Origin of the sequence: Micromonospora sp. URMC 107, assembly GCF_051386315.1 — a bacterium.
Lineage (GTDB): Bacteria > Actinomycetota > Actinomycetes > Mycobacteriales > Micromonosporaceae > Micromonospora.
On record NZ_JBPQTK010000130.1, the window covers coordinates 1 to 16,117 of the forward strand.

The 16,117-nt window shown below is 77.7% G+C and carries 14 protein-coding genes and 1 pseudogene; 5 read left to right on the top strand and 10 right to left on the bottom strand.

Going from position 1 to position 16,117, the window contains the following annotated elements; genetic code table 11:
* Nucleotides 1-51: 51 nt before the first annotated feature.
* Together ACSNN9_RS23460 and ACSNN9_RS23465 are read right to left on the bottom strand one after the other, a co-directional pair.
* Complete coding sequence (locus ACSNN9_RS23460) at nt 52-822, bottom strand: DUF5995 family protein (protein WP_436675406.1); 771 nt, start codon at nt 820-822, stop codon at nt 52-54.
* 108 nt (nt 823-930) lie between these two features.
* Nucleotides 931-3,825, bottom strand: a complete 2,895-nt coding sequence (locus ACSNN9_RS23465; RefSeq protein WP_436675407.1) for a helix-turn-helix transcriptional regulator — start codon at nt 3,823-3,825, stop codon at nt 931-933.
* 186 nt (nt 3,826-4,011) lie between these two features.
* On the opposite strand from ACSNN9_RS23465, the gene ACSNN9_RS23470 reads away from it, so the two are divergent.
* Both ACSNN9_RS23470 and ACSNN9_RS23475 read left to right on the top strand, forming a co-directional pair.
* Complete coding sequence (locus ACSNN9_RS23470) at nt 4,012-6,144, top strand: AAA family ATPase (protein ID WP_436675408.1); 2,133 nt, start codon at nt 4,012-4,014, stop codon at nt 6,142-6,144.
* 367 nt (nt 6,145-6,511) lie between these two features.
* Nucleotides 6,512-7,405, top strand: coding sequence for an aldo/keto reductase (locus ACSNN9_RS23475; RefSeq protein WP_436675409.1), 894 nt, complete (start codon nt 6,512-6,514; stop codon nt 7,403-7,405).
* Nucleotides 7,406-7,504: 99 nt separating this feature from the next.
* Here the strand turns inward: ACSNN9_RS23475 and ACSNN9_RS23480 are convergent, their stop codons facing one another.
* From ACSNN9_RS23480 to ACSNN9_RS23490, 3 genes are all read right to left on the bottom strand, one after another.
* Nucleotides 7,505-8,611, bottom strand: a complete 1,107-nt coding sequence (locus ACSNN9_RS23480) for a nucleotide disphospho-sugar-binding domain-containing protein (RefSeq protein WP_436675410.1) — start codon at nt 8,609-8,611, stop codon at nt 7,505-7,507.
* An 88-nt stretch (nt 8,612-8,699) separates the two neighbouring features.
* Nucleotides 8,700-9,152, bottom strand: a complete 453-nt coding sequence (gene paaI / locus ACSNN9_RS23485; RefSeq protein WP_358093150.1) for a hydroxyphenylacetyl-CoA thioesterase PaaI — start codon at nt 9,150-9,152, stop codon at nt 8,700-8,702.
* 170 nt (nt 9,153-9,322) lie between these two features.
* On the bottom strand, nt 9,323-9,487 hold the full coding sequence (locus tag ACSNN9_RS23490) for a hypothetical protein (protein WP_436675411.1): 165 nt from the start codon (nt 9,485-9,487) through the stop codon (nt 9,323-9,325).
* A gap of 85 nt (nt 9,488-9,572) precedes the next feature.
* On the opposite strand from ACSNN9_RS23490, the gene ACSNN9_RS23495 reads away from it, so the two are divergent.
* From ACSNN9_RS23495 to crcB, 3 genes are all read left to right on the top strand, one after another.
* Nucleotides 9,573-10,331, top strand: a complete 759-nt coding sequence (locus tag ACSNN9_RS23495; RefSeq protein ID WP_436675412.1) for a class I SAM-dependent methyltransferase — start codon at nt 9,573-9,575, stop codon at nt 10,329-10,331.
* 82 nt (nt 10,332-10,413) lie between these two features.
* On the top strand, nt 10,414-10,911 hold the full coding sequence (locus tag ACSNN9_RS23500) for a fluoride efflux transporter FluC (RefSeq protein WP_436675413.1): 498 nt from the start codon (nt 10,414-10,416) through the stop codon (nt 10,909-10,911).
* Entirely contained in the window at nt 10,908-11,270 is a 363-nt protein-coding gene (gene crcB, locus ACSNN9_RS23505; protein ID WP_436675414.1) for a fluoride efflux transporter CrcB, read from the top strand. Before ACSNN9_RS23500 ends, crcB begins: the two co-directional genes overlap by 4 nt.
* Before the next feature lie 31 nt (nt 11,271-11,301).
* Here the strand turns inward: crcB and cobA are convergent, their stop codons facing one another.
* The 5 genes and pseudogenes from cobA to cobJ all read right to left on the bottom strand — a co-directional run.
* Complete coding sequence (gene cobA / locus ACSNN9_RS23510) at nt 11,302-13,011, bottom strand: uroporphyrinogen-III C-methyltransferase (RefSeq protein ID WP_436675415.1); 1,710 nt, start codon at nt 13,009-13,011, stop codon at nt 11,302-11,304.
* Nucleotides 13,008-13,598: a precorrin-8X methylmutase gene (locus tag ACSNN9_RS23515; protein WP_436675416.1), complete on the bottom strand. Its 591-nt coding sequence runs from the start codon at nt 13,596-13,598 to the stop codon at nt 13,008-13,010. Before ACSNN9_RS23515 ends, cobA begins: the two co-directional genes overlap by 4 nt.
* Nucleotides 13,595-14,626, bottom strand: coding sequence for a HoxN/HupN/NixA family nickel/cobalt transporter (locus ACSNN9_RS23520; RefSeq protein ID WP_436675418.1), 1,032 nt, complete (start codon nt 14,624-14,626; stop codon nt 13,595-13,597). The genes ACSNN9_RS23515 and ACSNN9_RS23520 overlap by 4 nt, the downstream gene beginning before the upstream one ends.
* Before the next feature lie 30 nt (nt 14,627-14,656).
* A pseudogene (locus tag ACSNN9_RS23525) lies at nt 14,657-14,880 on the bottom strand (DUF362 domain-containing protein); the annotation flags it as partial.
* Nucleotides 14,868-16,117, bottom strand: a 1,250-nt coding sequence (gene cobJ / locus ACSNN9_RS23530; protein ID WP_436675417.1) for a precorrin-3B C(17)-methyltransferase, incomplete at its 5' end; no start/stop codon positions are given. The pseudogene ACSNN9_RS23525 and the gene cobJ, both read right to left, overlap by 13 nt.

A 16,117-nucleotide genomic window follows, 5' to 3' on the forward strand; every position in this document is an offset into this window, starting at 1 on the left:
CCCGCGCTCCGCCGGGTGCCGGATGCGGAGCGCGGGGACCCCCCGTCACGGCTACTGCAGGAACGCCCCGAGGGGCGAGAGCAGCAACCGACCGAGCGCCGCGGCGGTGTCGTCCAGCCGCGCGCGCTCGCACTCGTGGGCGGCCGGGTCGTGCCGGCACCGCCAGATCTTCTGCGCGTTGCGCCAGGCGACGTCGCGGGTGTACTCGACCAGTTCCCCCTGGTACCAGTCGTCGATGTCGCCGTTGACCATGTCGATGAGCAGCTGCCACCGCTCCAGGTAGCCGCGCCGCAGACCGGGGATCTTGTCCGCGAAGATGTTGTTGATCTCCAGGTAGTCGCGGTGCTGGTCGGTGCCGTCCACCGGCTCCGACTCCAGGCTGTCGAACGTGGTCACCAGCGCGAACGGCAGGTCGAAGTTGATGTGGGCGTTCACCCCGGCGGCCGCCGACGGCAGCGGGCGGGCGTCCGGGCCGCGCATCCGCTCGAACAGGCAGGTCCACGCCTTCGGCGTGCCCGGGCTGGCGTCGGTCCACAGCCGCATCGCGTCGAAGTAGCGGGCGGCGAACTCCACGTCCAGCCGGGACAGGAACACCGGGTCGGCGAACCGGTCGTCGTAGAGGCCGTTCAGCACGCTCTCGGTGATCGTCAGGTAGAGCCGGTTGAAGTCGGCCAGCGGGCAGCTCGCCTCCAGCGGAGGCAGCCGGACCAGCAGGTCCTGGAGCTTGGTGAGGTGGTCGACCACCGCCGGCACGTCGGCGGGATGGTCGGCGAGCAGGTCGACGATGTCCCGATGCACGGGCCCCCACACCGGTTCCGTCATCTCTCCTCCACAGTGGTTCCCGGCACCCCGTGCCGTCGGCGACGCAGCACAGCCTTCCAGCCGGCGACCGCCGGCCGGATCAGTAGAACGACGTATCCCTGCCGTGCGTCAGCCGGGCCGGTTGCGTAGGAAGATCGCGCTGGCCTGCACCCGGGTGCGGACCTGGAGCTTGTCGAAGATGTGCGAGACGTGCACGCCGATGGTGCGCTCGCTGATGAAGAGCCGCTGGCCGATCTCCCGGTTGGTCAGCCCCTCGGCGACCGCGGCGAGCACCTCCCGTTCCCGGGCCGTCAGCGCCGCCAGTTCGTCGCCGTCCCGTCCGGTGGCCGGACCGCCGGTGGCCGGGCGATCCTCCAGCGACACCCGCGCCCGGCCGGCGAGGGTGCGGATCTCCGAGGTCAACGGCACCGCGCCGAGCCCCTGCGCCACCTCGTACGCCTGCCGCAGCAGCTTGGCCGCCGTGGCGCTGCGGCTGCGCCGGGCCAGCAGCGCCTCCGCCTGCCGCAGCCGGGAGTAGGCCGCCGGGTAGGGGTGGTGACGGCGGTCCCACTGCGCCACGGAGCGGGCCCACAGCTCGGGGTCGCTGCTCTCCAGGCGACTCACCTCGGCGGCGCACAGCGCCAGGAAGCCGTCCACCACGTCGCGCACCGGGCGGGCGGCGTGCTCGCTCTTGCGCGCGACCCGGTCGGCCACCTCCCGCAGCCGCCGCACCGCCGTCGGGTCGACGGCCACGGCGCGGCTGGCGTGCGCCTCGGCCTCGGCGCGCAGGCCGTGCCACACCAGCGCGGCGAGGATGCCCACGTCGTCGGAGCGGCTCTCGGTCAGGCCGCGCTGCACCGCCTGCCGGGCCAGGTCGTGCCGGCCCTGCCACATGGCCAGCCCCGCCCGCAGGGTGAGCAGCGGGATGACGTGCCGCGCCCCGCCGCCGGCGAGCACCGTGGCCACCGCGTCCAGGTCGCGATCCGCAGCCTCGATGTCGCCGTAGCCCACCGACAGCCGGCAGCGCGCCAGCAGCAGCTCCACCGCGTCCGCGCCGGAGGGGCGGTGCCGCAACGCCGCCGCGACGACCTTCTCCGCCTCGGCCCACTGGCCGACCCGGAACAGCCCGTTGGTGGCGATGGCCAGCAGCCGCGTCTCGTACGTGCGGCCCAGGCCGAGTTCGGCCACCCGCTCGGCGCCCCGGCGGGCGACGACGACGCCCTCCTCCAGGACGTTCAGCGGGCCGGTCAGCAGCTCGGCCAGGTGCAGGTACGCGCAGGCCACGTCCTCCGGGCGACCGGAGCGCTCAGCGGTCTCCAGCGCGCGGCGCATCACCGCCAGCCCGGCGTCCGGGTCCTCCAGGTACGCCTCGGAGAAGCCGAGCGCGGCGCTGGCCAGCACCACCTCCGACGTGGAGCCCGTCACCTCGGCGGACAGCTCCAGCGCCTCCCGGGCCCGCCGGCCGGCGTCGGCGTAGCGGCCGAGGTGCAGCAGCAGCTCCGCCAGGTGCGCCGCGGCGGTGGCCCGCTCCCGGGGCGTACAGTCGGCGGCCTCCAGGGCCCGCTGGTACTCCGCCTCCGCCGGCGCCGACCGGCCGGCGGCGGCCAGGTAGCGGGCCCGGCGGATGTGCAGCGCGCAGGCCGACGGGTCGCCGTCGGCGGCGGTCAGCTCCTCCAGCAGCGCCAGCGCCCGGGCGTGCTCCCCACAGTGGTGGGCGGCCTCGGCGGCGTGCCGGAGCAGGGTCACCCGGTCCACGTCCGGCGGTGCGACGCCCGGCGCGGCGGCCAGCTGCAACGCGACCGACCAGTGCCGGTGCGCCTCGGCCCAGCCGTGCAGCCGCTCGGCCTCCCGGGCCGCGGCCGTCGCCGCCGGCAACGCCCGCGCCGGCTCGCCGGCCAGCCGCCAGTGGTGCGCCAGGCGTGCCTGGTGCAGCTCGGCCGGGGCCGCGGTGAGCGCCTCGGCGTAGCGGCGGTGCAGGGCGGCGCGCTCGGCCGGCAGCAGCTCGTGCTCCAGCACCTCGGCGACCAGCCGGTGTCGCAGCCGGTAGCCGTCGTCCGCGCTCACCAGCAGCCGGTGGGCGACGGCCGCGCGGACCGCCTCGATCACCTCCTCCTCGGGCAGCCGCACCACCCGGGCCAGCAGCCAGTGCTCCACCGGTTCGACGCCGGCCGCCACCGCGTGCACCACGGCGTGCGCGTGCCGGGGCAGCGCGTCCACCCGGGCCAGGAAGATCTCGCGCAGCGTGTCGGAGAGCCCGTCCCGACCGTCGCGCAGGTCGCGGGCCAGCTCCTCCACCACGAACGGGTTGCCGCCGCTGCGCCGCCACACCAGCTCCGCCGCCTCACCGGCGAGCGGCCGGCCGACCACGGCGGCGGCGAGCCGGTCGGTGCCGGCCCGGTCCAGCGGGGCCAGGTCGAGCACCCGTACCGTCCGCAGTCGACGCAGCTCGGTGAGCACCCGGCGCAGCGGGTGCGCGCCCTGCAACGACTCGGCCCGCACCGCCGCGAGCACGGAGAGCTGGAGGTCGCCCAGCCCGGCCAGCAGGTAGAGCAGCAGCTGCCGGGTGCTGCGGTCGACCCACTGGAGGTCGTCGAGGACGAGCACCAGCGGCCGGCCCTCGGCGATCAGGTGCAGCCCTCGGGAGACCCGTTCCAGCAGTGCCCCGGCGCCGTCCGGGCCGGCGGTCTCCTCGGCGAACATCCGCAGCAGGCCACGGACCGCCGAGGAGGTCCGGGCCTGGGAGCCGGTCAGCTCGGCGTCGAGGCGGCGCAGCGCCTGGAGCAGCGGATGCAGGGGCGACGCGTCGCCGATGTCCAGACAGGATCCGGTGAGCACCAGGGCCCCGGCGTCGCGCAGCCGGCCGCCCACCTCGCGCAGCAGCCGGGTCTTGCCGACGCCGCTCTCGCCGGTGAGGAAGACGGCGGCGGTGTGCCCCTGCGTGACGTCGTCGAGCAGCGCGGACCGCACCGTCGTCACCAGGTCGGCCCGGCCGACGAGTGGTGTGGTGTCCACGTCGCTGGCCATGGCACGCAGCCTAGTCACAGGCCCCCGCACCGTTCTACGGGTCTTTCGCGCCTGTGGTACTCCCCGCGTCGACATTGCGACCGAAGGTTGCGCAGGGACGACATACGTCGTTCGGCAGATCCCCCGTCGGCGGATCGGTGACAGTGTCCGAGGGGTCGTCAGACACCGCGGGGAAAGGCGGGTGCGATGCCCATGCCCATGCCCACCATCGTCGCTGGTCAGCAGCGGTTCACATCGGCAGGCTGGCCGGTGCCGGAGGAGAGACGCCTCGTCACCGTGCTGTTCGTCGACATCGTCGGGTCGACCGCGCTCGTCGAACGGCTCGACCCGGAGGACGTACGGGCCCTGCAACGGGCGTACTTCGACACCGTCGGCGGGGTGCTGCGCCGCTGGCACGGGGTGGTCGAGAAGTACGTCGGCGACGCGGTGATGGCCCTGTTCGGGGCGCGCCGGTCCGACGGGTTCGACGCGTACCGGGCGGTGCGGGCCGCGCTGGAGATCCAGGGGGCCCTCGACCGGCGACCGCCGCCCGGCGCGCCGCGCCTGCGGGTCCGGGCCGGGGTGGCCACCGGCGAGGCGCTGGTGGACCTGGCCGCGGCGCGCGACGGCGGGCACGGCGTGGCCAGCGGCGCGGTGATCACCACCGCCGCGCGGTTGCAGGAGTACGCCCCGCCGGGCGGGGTGGCGCTCTGCGCGGCCACCCACCGCGCCACCGTGGGGCTGGTCGACCAGCGCCGCGTACCGCCGGTGGCCCTGGCCGGCAAGGTGCCGCCCGTCGACGTGTGGCACGCCACCGGCACGACCCGACCGGCCCCGCCCCGGCACGAGGGGCCGCTGGTCGGGAGGCGACGGGAACTGGCCGCCGCCCGGGACCTGATCGTCCGGGCCGTCCGGGACCGCAGCCCCCGTTGGCTGTCGCTGGTCGGTCCCGCCGGCAGCGGGCGCAGCCGGCTGCTGCACGAGCTGACCCGCGCGGTGCGGACCGTGGACGGGGCGCCGGTGCGCTGGTGCGTCGCGCACTGCCCGCCCTACCCGGAGCCCCTGGCCCCCGTCGCGGACCTGGTGCGCGGGCTCGCTGGCGTCCGCGCCGGTGAACCGCCCGCGACGGTACGGCGACGACTCACCGCCGCCCTCACGGACCTGCTGCCGCCCGGCGGCCTGGCCGAGGCGGTGTCCGCGCTGGAGGCGCTGCTGGCCGCGCCGCACGGCTCCGGCGACGCGGCGCGGGGCGCCGAGGTGGCGCGGGAGGCGCTGCTGGGGCTCGCCGCCCGGCAGCCGGTGATGGTGGCGGTGGACGACCTCGACCGGGCCACCGCCGCGCTGAACCACTTCCTGCACCGGCTCTTCGCGGCGGCCACCGCGCGGTCGCTGCCGCTGGTGGTGGTGGCGCTGCACCCTCCGGAGTGGGCGGACGTGCTGCCCGCTGCACGGGACCGGCGGCACCGGCTGGCGGTGCCGCCGCTGCGTCCGGTGGAGACCGGCCGGCTGCTGCGCCACCTGCTCGGCCGGGCCGACCGGCCGGCGGCGGTCGCCCGGCTGCTGCCGCTGGTCGGTGGCAGTCCCGGGCGGGCCGCCGCGTACGTGGCGTCGCTGGGCGCGGCGGCTTCCGTGCCGGAGGCGGTGCGCCGGGAGGTCGACGCCCGCCTGGACCGCCTCGACGGGACGCGGCGGGCCGTGCTGATGGCCGCCGCGAGCGTCGGCACGGGGGTCACCGCCGCGACGGCGGAGCGCCTGCTCGACTGGGCCTCCGGGCGGGCCGCCCCGGTGCTGCGCGCGCTGGCCGCGACGGGTCTGCTGGTCGCCCGCGCCGACGGCCGGTACGCCGTCGCCGACGCGGTGGTCCGCGAGGTCGCGTGCGCGCGGCTGCCGAGGGCGACGCGGGCCGCGTTCGCCCGCCGGGCCGGGCGGCCGGCGGAGGCGGACGCGCCGCCGGCGCGCGTGGTCGACCGCGCTCCCACCGCCCACGTGCCGCCGGTGGTCGCCGCCCTGACGGCCGACCACGACTCCACGGCCGGCCACGACTCCACGGCCGGCCACGACTCCACGGCCGACCTCGGCCACGCGGCCGGTCCCGGCCGGGCCGCCGGCCTCGGCGGGGCGACGGACCTCGGCGGAGCGACCGCCAACGGCGCGGGCACGGCCGCCGCCGGCCTCGGACCGGCCGCCGCGTCGGCGTCGGCCGTGTCGGTCCTGTCGGGCGGGGCGGTCGGCGGTGGGGGCGTCCCGCCCGCCGGCGGAGCGGGCGCGTCGGCGCGGCGGCAGGGGCGCGCGCGAAGGCCGAGATGGGCCCTGCCGCGCGGCACGCCGGTCGCCGCGTGAGCGGGGCGGCGCGCCGGTCGCGGCGGTGAGCGGGGCAGCGGGCCGGTCGCGGCGGTGAGCGGGGCAGCGGGCCGGTCGCGGCGGTGAGCGGGGCAGCGGGCCGGTCGCCGCGGTGAGCGGGGCAGCGGGCCGGCCGCCGCGGTGAGCGGGGCAGCGGGCCGGCCGCCGCGGTGAGCGGGGCAGGCCGCCGCGGTGAGCGGGGCAGCGGGCCGGCCGCCGCGGTGAGCGGGGCGGCGCGTCGGTCGCCACGGTGAGCGGGCGTAGGGACGGATCTCCCCCACGATCCAAGCTAACAGGCACCGGATCCGGGCGGTATCGGGCGGCCGACCGAGTGCGCGGGTCGGCGCCGACTGGCTAGGTTCGCCCGATGCCTGACGAAGAGATCACCGCCTCGGCCGCCGGCACCTGGACGCTCGGGGACCGCACCGTGCACCGGATGGGGTTCGGCTCCATGCGGCTGACCGTCGACCCGGACCGGGCGCGCGCTGTCCGCGTCCTGCGCCGGGCCGTCGAACTCGGGGTCAACCACATCGACACCGCCGCCTTCTACGTCTCGCCGGGCGGGCCGCTCGGCGTGGGCAGCGGCTCGCCCCGGTACGCCGTCGACCTGATCCGCGAGGCCCTCGCGCCGTACCCGGACGACCTGGTCGTCACCACGAAGGTCGGGCCGTCCTTCGACGAGGCGACCCGGCACCGGGAACTGACCCCGGCGGAGCTGCGCCGGGAGGTGGAGGAGAACCTGCGCCGGCTGGGCCGGGACCACCTTGACGTGGTCAACCTGCGGATCGTCCGGCGGCCCGGGCAGGACTCGGTGGCGGAGCGGTTCGCCGCCCTGGCCGAGCTGCGCGACGCCGGGCTGATCCGGCATCTCGGCCTGTCCAACGTGCGGGTGGACCACCTGGACGAGGTGCGGGACATCGCGCCGGTGGTGTGCGTGCAGAACGCGTACGCCCTCGACGTGAACCGGTGGGCCGACGAGCTGCTGCGGGTCTGCGGCGAGCGGGGGATCGCCTTCGTGCCGTTCTTCGCGATCGCGGGCACCGGGCGGGAGGCGGGCGCGGGCGGCGACCACGACGGGGCCGTACGGGCGGTGGCGCACGCGCACGGCGCGACCACGCACCAGATCCGCCTGGCCTGGACGCTGCACCAGGGGCGGCACGTGCTGGCCATCCCCGGCACGGGCGACCCGGAGCACCTGGCGCAGAACGTGGCGGCCGGGGCGATCCGGCTCACCCCCGAGGACCTGGCCCGCCTCGGCTGACGGCGGGCACGCGGCCCGCACGGCGTGGCGGCGGGCCAGGCCACCGCCCGTCGAGGAAGGCGACCGCCCGCCACCCCCGTCGGGCCGCCGGCGCCGGCGTCAGCGCAGCGATTCCAGCCGCCGCACCAGCTCGCCCGGCGCCGGCATGGCGGCGATCTCGGCGCCGACCTGCCGCGCCGCGTCGCGCAGCGCGGTGTCGGTGACGAGCCGGGTCAGGGTGTCGGCGGTGATGTCGCGGGTCCGGACCGCGATGCCGGCCCCGCGCGCGGCCACCAGCTCGGCGTTGTGCCGCCGGTCGCCCGCCCCGACGGTGGCCAGCTGCGGCACCCCGGCGATCAGCGCGCTGAGGACGCTGCCCGCGCCGCCGTGGTGCACCAGCGCCGCGCTCGCCGGCAGCGCCGCGGGGATCGGGACCCAGTCGACCGTACGCACGTTGCCGGGCAGCGCCCGGCGGGCCAGCCGCGCGTCCGGGCGGACCAGCACGAACTCGGCGTCGACCCGGTCGGCGGCGGCGACGACGGCCGGCATCGGCCCGGCGCTGCCCGGGCCGGCGACGGTGCTGCGGCTGACCAGCACCCGTGGCCGCTCCCCCGGCTCGCGCAGCCACTCCGGCAGCTCGCCGCCGGCAACGGAGGCGTAGCGCATCGGCCAGCCGTCCTGGCGCAGCAGGCTGGGCGGGGCGACGGCGATGGCGGCGGCCGGCGGCGGCAGCTCGGTCAGGCCGTGCCGGCGCAGGGCCGGACCCAGCCGCGCCAGGGTGGCCCGGGCCAGCTCGCGGCCGTCGAAGAGGGCGTTCTCCTGGCGTACGGCGGGCACGCCGAGCGTCGCGGCGGCGAGGGCCCCGGCCACCGCGAACGGCTCGTGGATCACCAGGTCGGGCTTCCACTCCCCGGCGACGGCGACCACCCCGTCGGCGAGCTGGTCGTTGACCGCGCCGAAGAGCAGCCCGGCGCCCCGGGTGCCGCCGGTGCCGGCCAGCTCGGCCCGGGCGATCAGCGGGTGGCGCAGCAGCACGCCGCGGGCGATCCGTCCGAAGTCGAACGCCGGCGCGACGTCGCGCGCCGGGACCCCGGGCCGCGCCGCCCGCAGGCCGTCGGCGGCGGTGGCGACGAGCACCTCGTGCCCGGCGTCGCGCAGCGCGGCGGCCAGCGGCAGCAGCGGGGCGACGTGCCCGATCAACGGCGCGGAGACCACGAGTACTCGCACCGCGTCGATGCTAGCCGCGGCGGAGCCCGTCGTGGGGGCACCGGCCGGGCGACCCCGACCGGCGGCGGGGCCCAACCGGCGGCGGGGCTCAGCCGGCGGTCGGGGGCAGGGTGCGGCTGCGGCCCCGGAACTCCGCCACCACCGCGCCGTCGTCCCGGGTGACGGTGACGTCGTAGATGCCGCTGCGGCCGTACCGGGTGCGCTCGGTGGCGTGCGCCGTCAGCAGGTCCCCCTCGCGGGCGGGACGGACGAAGGTGATCTCGCCGCCGGCGGCGACGGTGGCCGGGCCGTGGCTGTTGCAGGCCAGCGCGAACGCGGTGTCGGCGAGCAGGAACACGAACCCGCCGTGGGCGATGGCGTGGCCGTTGACCATCGCGCCGGTCACCCGCATCCGGGCCACCGCCGCGCCGTCGGCGGCGTCCACCAGCTCGATGCCGAGCCCCCGGGAGGCGACGTCGGCGGCGAACATGTCGTACGCGGCGTTGCGCCCGGCCACCTCCGCCGCCCCGCCGCCGGCCGACGATCCACCGCGTCCCGCCATCGACCGCTCCACCCCGTCCGGGACGGTCCCCTCGACCGTCGATCTTGGTACCGTACGCCCGCCCGCGCGCCCGCCACCAGCGGCGGCCGTGCCGGCTGGCGGGCAGCGTCGTGCCGTTCCTCGACCGCCGGGTGGGCGTCGGCGGGCCGGTCAGCGGCGTCGCGCCGGGATCACGGGTTCTCCGGATCCAGGTTCCGCTCGCGCAGCAGCGCGTCCAGCCTCGCCTCGATCCGCTCGTCGGACTCCCGGAACTGCGAGGAACCCCAGGTAGGCGCCCTGCGCCCCGGCACATCCCCGGCAAGACGGCGCGTCGGCGTGGCGGCTGCGCCATCCATCCACCTTCCTGCCGACATCTGGTTGTTGCAAATAACTGGCAACAACCTCTGGACGCGCTTCGCTGCCGTAACTAGCCTGGCCCGTATGAGTCCTTACATAAACGATGTCGCGGCCTGGCAGGAGAGCTGGGACCGCCAGCAGGAGGCGTACCTGCCGGACCGGGAGCACCGGTTCACGGCGATGCTCGACGCGGTCGACGCGGTCCGCGACGACGACCGGCTGCGGCTGCTCGACCTGGCCGGCGGCACCGGCACCATCTCCGACCGGACGCTGCGCCGCTTCCCCGACGCCGAGGTGACCCTGGTGGACCTCGACCCGGCGCTGCTCGCCCTCGCCCGCGCCTCGCTCGGGGACCGGGTCACCGTCGTCACCGCCGACCTGGGCCGGCCCGACTGGCACGCCGCGCTCCCCCACCGCGACTACGACGCCGTCCTCACCGCCACCGCGCTGCACTGGCTGCCGGCCGAGCGGCTCGAACGGCTCTACGCCGAGCTGCGCGACCTGCTGCGGCCGGGCGGGATCCTGGTCAACGCCGACCACATGCCCGACGACGCGCTGCCGCAGCTCAGCAAGCGCCTGCTCGACCGGGCCCGGGACCGGCGGGCGGCCCGGTACGCCGCCGGCGCCGCGTTGTCCTGGTCGGAGTGGTGGGAGCGGGCGGAGGCCGACCCGACGCTGCGACCGCTCGTCGCGCAGCGGCGTGCCATCTACCCCACCGGGCACAGCCCGGAGTGGAACCCGCCGGTCTCCTGGCACCTCTCCGTGCTGGCCGCCGCCGGTTTCGCCGAGGTGGGCACGGTGTGGCGGGGCGGCCCCGACGCCGCCGTCGCCGGGGTGCGCTGACGCCCGACGACCGCCGCGCCGGGCGCTAGGCTGGCGGGCGCACACCGGGGGCCCTGCCCGTGGCACCGGCGGGGAGGGCGAGGTGACCGGACCGGATCCGCGCGTCGACCCCGACGTCGACCTACGCGTACCCGCCGACCGGGGCGAGCTGGCCGCCCGCCCCGGCGCGGTGCTCGGCTGCGTCGCGGCCGGGGGCGCGCTCGGCGCCCTGGCGAGGGCCGGCCTCCAGCACGCCGTCCCGCACGGCCCGGCGGGCTTCCCGTGGGCCACCTTCGCCGTCAACCTGACCGGGTGCCTGCTGATCGGCGTCCTGATGGCGGTGCTGGACCGCTCCGGCGGCCGCCGACCGCTGCTGCGCCCGTTCCTCGGCGTGGGGGTGCTCGGCGGCTACACCACCTTCGCCACGTACGCGGTGGACGCCCGGCTGGCGCTCGACGCCGGCGCGCCGGAGGTCGCCCTGGGCTACCTGGCCGCGACCCTGCTCGGCGCGCTGGTCGCGGTCTGGCTCGGCGACGCCGTCACCGGCCGGCTGCTCGGCGCCGCCCGCCACGGGCGGCCGGGACACGGGGCCGGCCGGTGACCGTCCTGCTGATCGCGCTCGGCGCGGCCGTCGGCGCGCCCCTGCGCTACCTCACCGACCGGGCGGTGCAGGCCCGGCTCGGCAGCGCCTTCCCGTGGGGCACGCTGACCGTCAACGTGGCCGGGTCGCTGCTGCTCGGCCTCCTGGTCGGGCTGCCCGTCGGCCCGACCGCCGGCGCGCTGCTCGGCACCGGCTTCTGCGGCGCGCTGACCACGTACTCCACCTTCGGCTACGAGACGCTGCGGCTGGCCCGCCGGGGCCGGCGGTTCCTCGCGCTGGTCAACGTGCTGTCCAGCGTGGTCGCCGGCCTCGCCGCCGCCACCGCCGGCTTCGCCCTGGCCCGGGTCGTCACCGGCTGAGCCGCCGGCCGCACGACCCGGGCCCGGCCGGTCAGCGGTCCGGGTCCGGCGGCCCGGCGGAGAGGCGCAGGTCGACCACCGGGCCGAGGACGAAGACGGCCGGCGGGGCGATCCGCTCGCGGGCGGCCACCGCGCCGATCTCGTCCAGCCGAGCGTGCACGGCGCGCTGGTCGGGGTGCCCGGCGTCCTGCACCGCGAGGACCGGGGTGTCCGGGGCCCGGCCGTGCTCGACCAGCACCGCGGCGATCTTGTCGACGGTGTCCACGGCCATCAGCAGCACCAGGGTGCCCCGGGCCCGGCCCAGCGCCGCCCAGTCGACCAGCGAGTCGGGATGCCCGGGCGGCAGGTGCCCGGAGACGACGGTGACGTCGTGCGCGACGCCCCGGTGGGTCACCGGCACCCCCGCCAGGGCCGCCGCCGCGACCGCGCTGGTCACTCCGGGGACCACGGTCACGTCCACCCCGGCGGCCAGGCAGGCCTGCACCTCCTCGTGGCCGCGCCCGAAGACGTACGGGTCGCCGCCCTTGAGCCGGACCACCCGCCGCCCGGCGCGGGCGTGCGCGACGAGGGCGGCGTTGATCGCGTCCTGCCCCATCGCGGGTCCCCGGGGCACCTTCGCCGCGTCGACCACCTCCACCCCCGGGCGCAGCCCGGCGAGCAGTCCCCGCGGGGCGAGCCGGTCGACCACCACCACGTCCGCCGCGTCCAGCAGCGCCCTGCCCCGTACGGTGATCAGGTCGTCGGGCCCGGGCCCGCCACCGACCACGGCGACCTGCCCCGGTCGCGGGCCGGGCCCGTGGTGGTGACCCGACCCGTGCCCGTGCTGGCCGTGGTCATGCCCGTGGCCGTGGCCGTGGTGGTCGTGGTGGTGGTGGCCGTGGCCGTCGACCGGGTCGTCGGGGTGGTCGTGCGGGGTCTGCGGCCGGCCCACCTTGTCGGCGAAGCCCGGCATCAGCACCCGGTACGCGCACGTGTCGCAGTTCATCCGGATGTCCCCGCGGCGCGCCTCGGCGTGCCGTTCGAGGACCAGGTCGGCGAGGGCGTCGCAGTCGCCGATCAGGTCGGCCACCCGCACGTCCAGGTCGGGGTGGGCGGCGGCGAACGCGGCCGACTGCGCGACGATCCGGTCCGGCAGCACCCCGGCGAAGAGGAAGTACGGCGCGACGACGATCCGCCGGGCGCCGAGCCGGCGCAGCCGGTCCAGCACCGCCGGCACCGAGGGCTCGGCGAGCGAGACGAAGCCCGGCTCGACGCCGGCGTAGCCACGCCCCTCCCAGAGCAGCCGCGCCACCTTGGCGACCTCGGCGTTGGCGTCCGGGTCGGTGGAGCCGCGCCCGATCAGCGCCACCCAGGTGCCGGCCCGGTCGTCGCCGGCGAGGGCGGCGTCGATGCGCTGCTCCAGGGCGGTGTGCAGCAGCGGGTGCGGGCCCAGCGGCCGGCCGTAGACGTAGCTGAGGCCGGGGTGGCGCTCCCGCTCGCGGGCCAGCGCGGCGGGGATGTCGCCCTTGCCGTGCCCGGCGGCGGTCAGCACCAGCGGCAGCGCGACCAGCGCGCGGTGCCCCCGCGCCACGAGCGCGCCGACCGCGTCGGTGAGCGGCGGCCGGGACAGCTCGATGAAGCCGCCCTCGACGTCGCCGAGGGTGCCGGCGGCGCGGCGACGGACCCGCTCGACGAACGCGACGAACTGGTCGACCCCGGCCGCGCTGCGCGTGCCGTGCCCGACGATGACCAGAGCGCTCACTGCTTCTCCTCCACGTACAGCAGGGCGTTGAGGGCGGCGGCGGCGACCGCCGAGCCGCCCTTCTCGCCCCGGTTGGACACTCCGGGCAGGCCGCTGGCCCGCAGCGCCGCCTTCGACTCGGCGGCGCCGACGAAGCCCACCGGCAGCCCGACGACCAGCGCCGGCCGGGCGTCCAGGGTGATCAGTTCCTCCAGTGCGGTCGGCGCGCAGCCGACCACCCACACCGCGCCGGGGCCGACCCGGTCCAGGGCGATCCGCACCGCCGCCGCCGACCGGGTGATCCCCACCGCGCGGGCCAGCTCGGCGGCGGCGGGCTCGGCGACCGGGCAGACCGTCTCCCGGCCGGTGATGCCCGCGGCGACCATCGCCACGTCGGTCACCACCGGCGCGCCGGCGCGCAGGGCGGCCAGCCCGCCGGCCAGGGCCGCCTCGTCGCAGACCAGGTCGGTGACGTAGTCGAGGTCGGCGCTGGCGTGCACCACCCGCTCGGTGACGGCCCGGGTCAGCGGCGGCAGGTGGGTGAGGTCGACGCGGGAGCGCAGGATGCGGTAGGACTCCCGCTCGATGGGGTGCACGACCCGGCTCACGACCGCACCTCCGTCGCGGCGGCGCCGTAGCGCTGGTCGTAGCGGCCCAGCTTCCACAGCGCCACCGCCCCGGCCCAGGCGAGCACGAACAGGACCACGACGGCGTACCCGAGCTGCTCGAAGTGCCCGGCGATCCCCGCGTACCCGGCCAGCGCCGACACCCCGAGGTGGTCGACCAGCAGACCGGCCGCGTAGACGCTGGCGACGAGGGCGCCGACCAGCACCGTCACGGCCGTGGTGGCCAGGTTGTAGTAGAGCCGGCGGGCCGGCTGCCGGTACGCCCACGAGTAGGCGCGGCTCATCAGCAGGCTGTCGGCGGTGTCCATGGCGGACATGCCGGCCGCGAAGAGCAGCGGCAGGGTCAGCAGGGCGAGCACCGGCAGCCCGCCGGCGGCGGCCGTGCTCGCCGACAGGGCGAGCAGGGTCACCTCGCTGGCGGTCTCCAGGCCGAGGCCGAAGAGGAACCCGACCGGGGCCATGTGCCAGGAGGAACGCACCAGCGCCCGGGCCCGGGAGCCGAGGACGCGCTGCACCAGCCCCCGGTTGAGCAGGTGCAGGTCCAGTTCCCGCTCGTCGAGCTCGCCGTGGCGCAGCCGGCGCCAGAGCCGGGCCAGGCCGGCCAGCACCGCCGCGTTGAGCGCCGCGACCAGGGCGAGGAACACGGTGGCGGTGACGACCGCCACGGTGGCGCCCACCTCGCGCGCCCCGGCCAGCCCGGGGCCGGCGAGGTTGGCCGAGGCGAGGCCGACGACCAGGGCCAGCAGCAGCACCACCGCGCTGTGCCCGAGCGCGAAGAAGAAGCCGACGCCGACCGGGCGCCGCCCGCGCAGCAGCATCAGCCGGGTGGTGTCGTCGATCGCCGCGATGTGGTCGGCGTCGAAGGCGTGCCGCACCCCGAGCAGGTACGCCAGCGTGCCGGCCCCGGCGAGGCCGCCGGCCGCGGCGGGCTGGTCGTTCCAGTACAGGTAGAGGCTCCAGCCGGCGACGTGCAGCACGGCGACGGCGAGCACGATGCCGCCGAGGCGCAGCCGTTCGGCGCGGCTCCACGGGCCGGCCGGTGGTGCGGCGCTGAGCGCGGTCGAACTCATCGGTTCCCTCCACGTTCGTCGGTGTCCGTGGCGCGGATCGCGTCCACCGGGCAGATCTCCAGGCATTCCAGGCAGCCCGTGCAGCGGTCGGCGCGGACGGCGAGGCCGCCGGGCACCGGCCGGATCGCGTGCGTCGGGCAGGTGAGCAGGCAGGCGCCGCAGCCCTGGCAGGCGCCGATGGTCACGGCCGCCACCGGTACCCCCTCGGGGTGACCATCCGGCCGGCCACGATCCGGGTCTGGCTGCTGCCCACCACCACGACGCTGTACATGTCGACCAGCGCCGGGTCGAGGGTGGCCAGGGTGGCCAGGTGCACTTGCTCGCCGGCCCGGCTGGCGTTGCGCACCACCCCGACCGGGGTGTCCGGCGGCCGGTGCGCGGCGAAGGCCGCCAGCGCCGCGCCGAGCTGCCAGTCGCGGGCCCGGCTGCGCGGGTTGTAGAGCAGCGCCACGAAGTCGCCCTCGGCCGCGGCGGCCACCCGGCGGGCGATGACCTCCCACGGGGTGTGCAGGTCGGACAGGCTCAGGTAGGCGTGGTCGTGGCCGAGCGGCGCGCCGAGCAGGGCCCCGGCGGCCAGCGCGGCGGTCACCCCGGGCACGCCGACCACGTCGATCCGCTCGTCGGCGTACTCCAGGGCGGGGCTGGCCATCGCGTACACGCCGGCGTCGCCGGAGCCGACCAGCGCCACGGCGTGCCCGGCGGTCGCCTCGGCCACGGCGGCGCGGGCCCGCTCCTCCTCGGCGCCGAGCCCGCTGGCGAGCACCCGGGTGCCGGGGCGCAGCAGGTCGCGGACCTGGTCGACGTACTGGTCCAGGCCGACGACCACGGCGGCGCGGCGCAGCTCGGTCACCGCGCGGGCGGTGCGCAGGTCCGGCGCGCCGGGCCCGAGGCCGACGATCGCCAGCCGGCCGCGCGGGGCGTGCCGGGCGACGGCGACGGTGGCCATCGCCGTCGCGGTCTTCGGCACCAGCAGGTCGGCGTCGCCGCCGAGCAGCGCCGCCGCCTCGGCGACGCTGGGGGTGCCGACGGCGGCGCGGACCACCTCGCTGGGGTGCGGCACGTCGACCGCCGCCAGCGCCGACGCCGGATGCGTCACCAGCGGTACGCCGAGCGCGTCGGCGGTCGCCCGGATGCCCGCCTCGTCGGCCTTGATGTCGGCGCTGGCCAGGTGCCGCAGGCTGGCCGGGCTGAGGCCGGCCTCGGCGAGCACCCGGTCGAGCAGGCCGCGCACCTCGGCGGCGGGCACGCCCCGGCTGGCGCCGACGCCGGCGACCAGCGACGGGGGCCGCAGCACGGCGGTCCGGTCGTCGAGCGGCACCACCCGGTCGGTGACCAGCAGCCGGTACCCGCCGTCGCCCGCCGGCCCGGGCCCGACGTCGCCCCGGCCGGTGGGCGCGAGGGCCGGCGGTCCGGCGGGGGCGGGTGCCGGCG

Excerpts from the sequence above, each read along its gene's own strand:
- ACSNN9_RS23460 (WP_436675406.1), bottom strand. The coding sequence starts at position 822 with ATGACGGAACCGGTGTGGGGGCCCGTGCATCGGGACATCGTCGACCTG.
- ACSNN9_RS23490 (WP_436675411.1), bottom strand. The coding sequence starts at position 9,487 with ATGGATGGCGCAGCCGCCACGCCGACGCGCCGTCTTGCCGGGGATGTG.
- paaI (WP_358093150.1), bottom strand. The coding sequence starts at position 9,152 with ATGGCGGGACGCGGTGGATCGTCGGCCGGCGGCGGGGCGGCGGAGGTG.
- ACSNN9_RS23495 (WP_436675412.1), top strand. The coding sequence starts at position 9,573 with ATGAGTCCTTACATAAACGATGTCGCGGCCTGGCAGGAGAGCTGGGAC.
- ACSNN9_RS23465 (WP_436675407.1), bottom strand. The coding sequence starts at position 3,825 with ATGGCCAGCGACGTGGACACCACACCACTCGTCGGCCGGGCCGACCTG.
- ACSNN9_RS23470 (WP_436675408.1), top strand. The coding sequence starts at position 4,012 with ATGCCCATGCCCATGCCCACCATCGTCGCTGGTCAGCAGCGGTTCACA.
- ACSNN9_RS23475 (WP_436675409.1), top strand. The coding sequence starts at position 6,512 with ATGCCTGACGAAGAGATCACCGCCTCGGCCGCCGGCACCTGGACGCTC.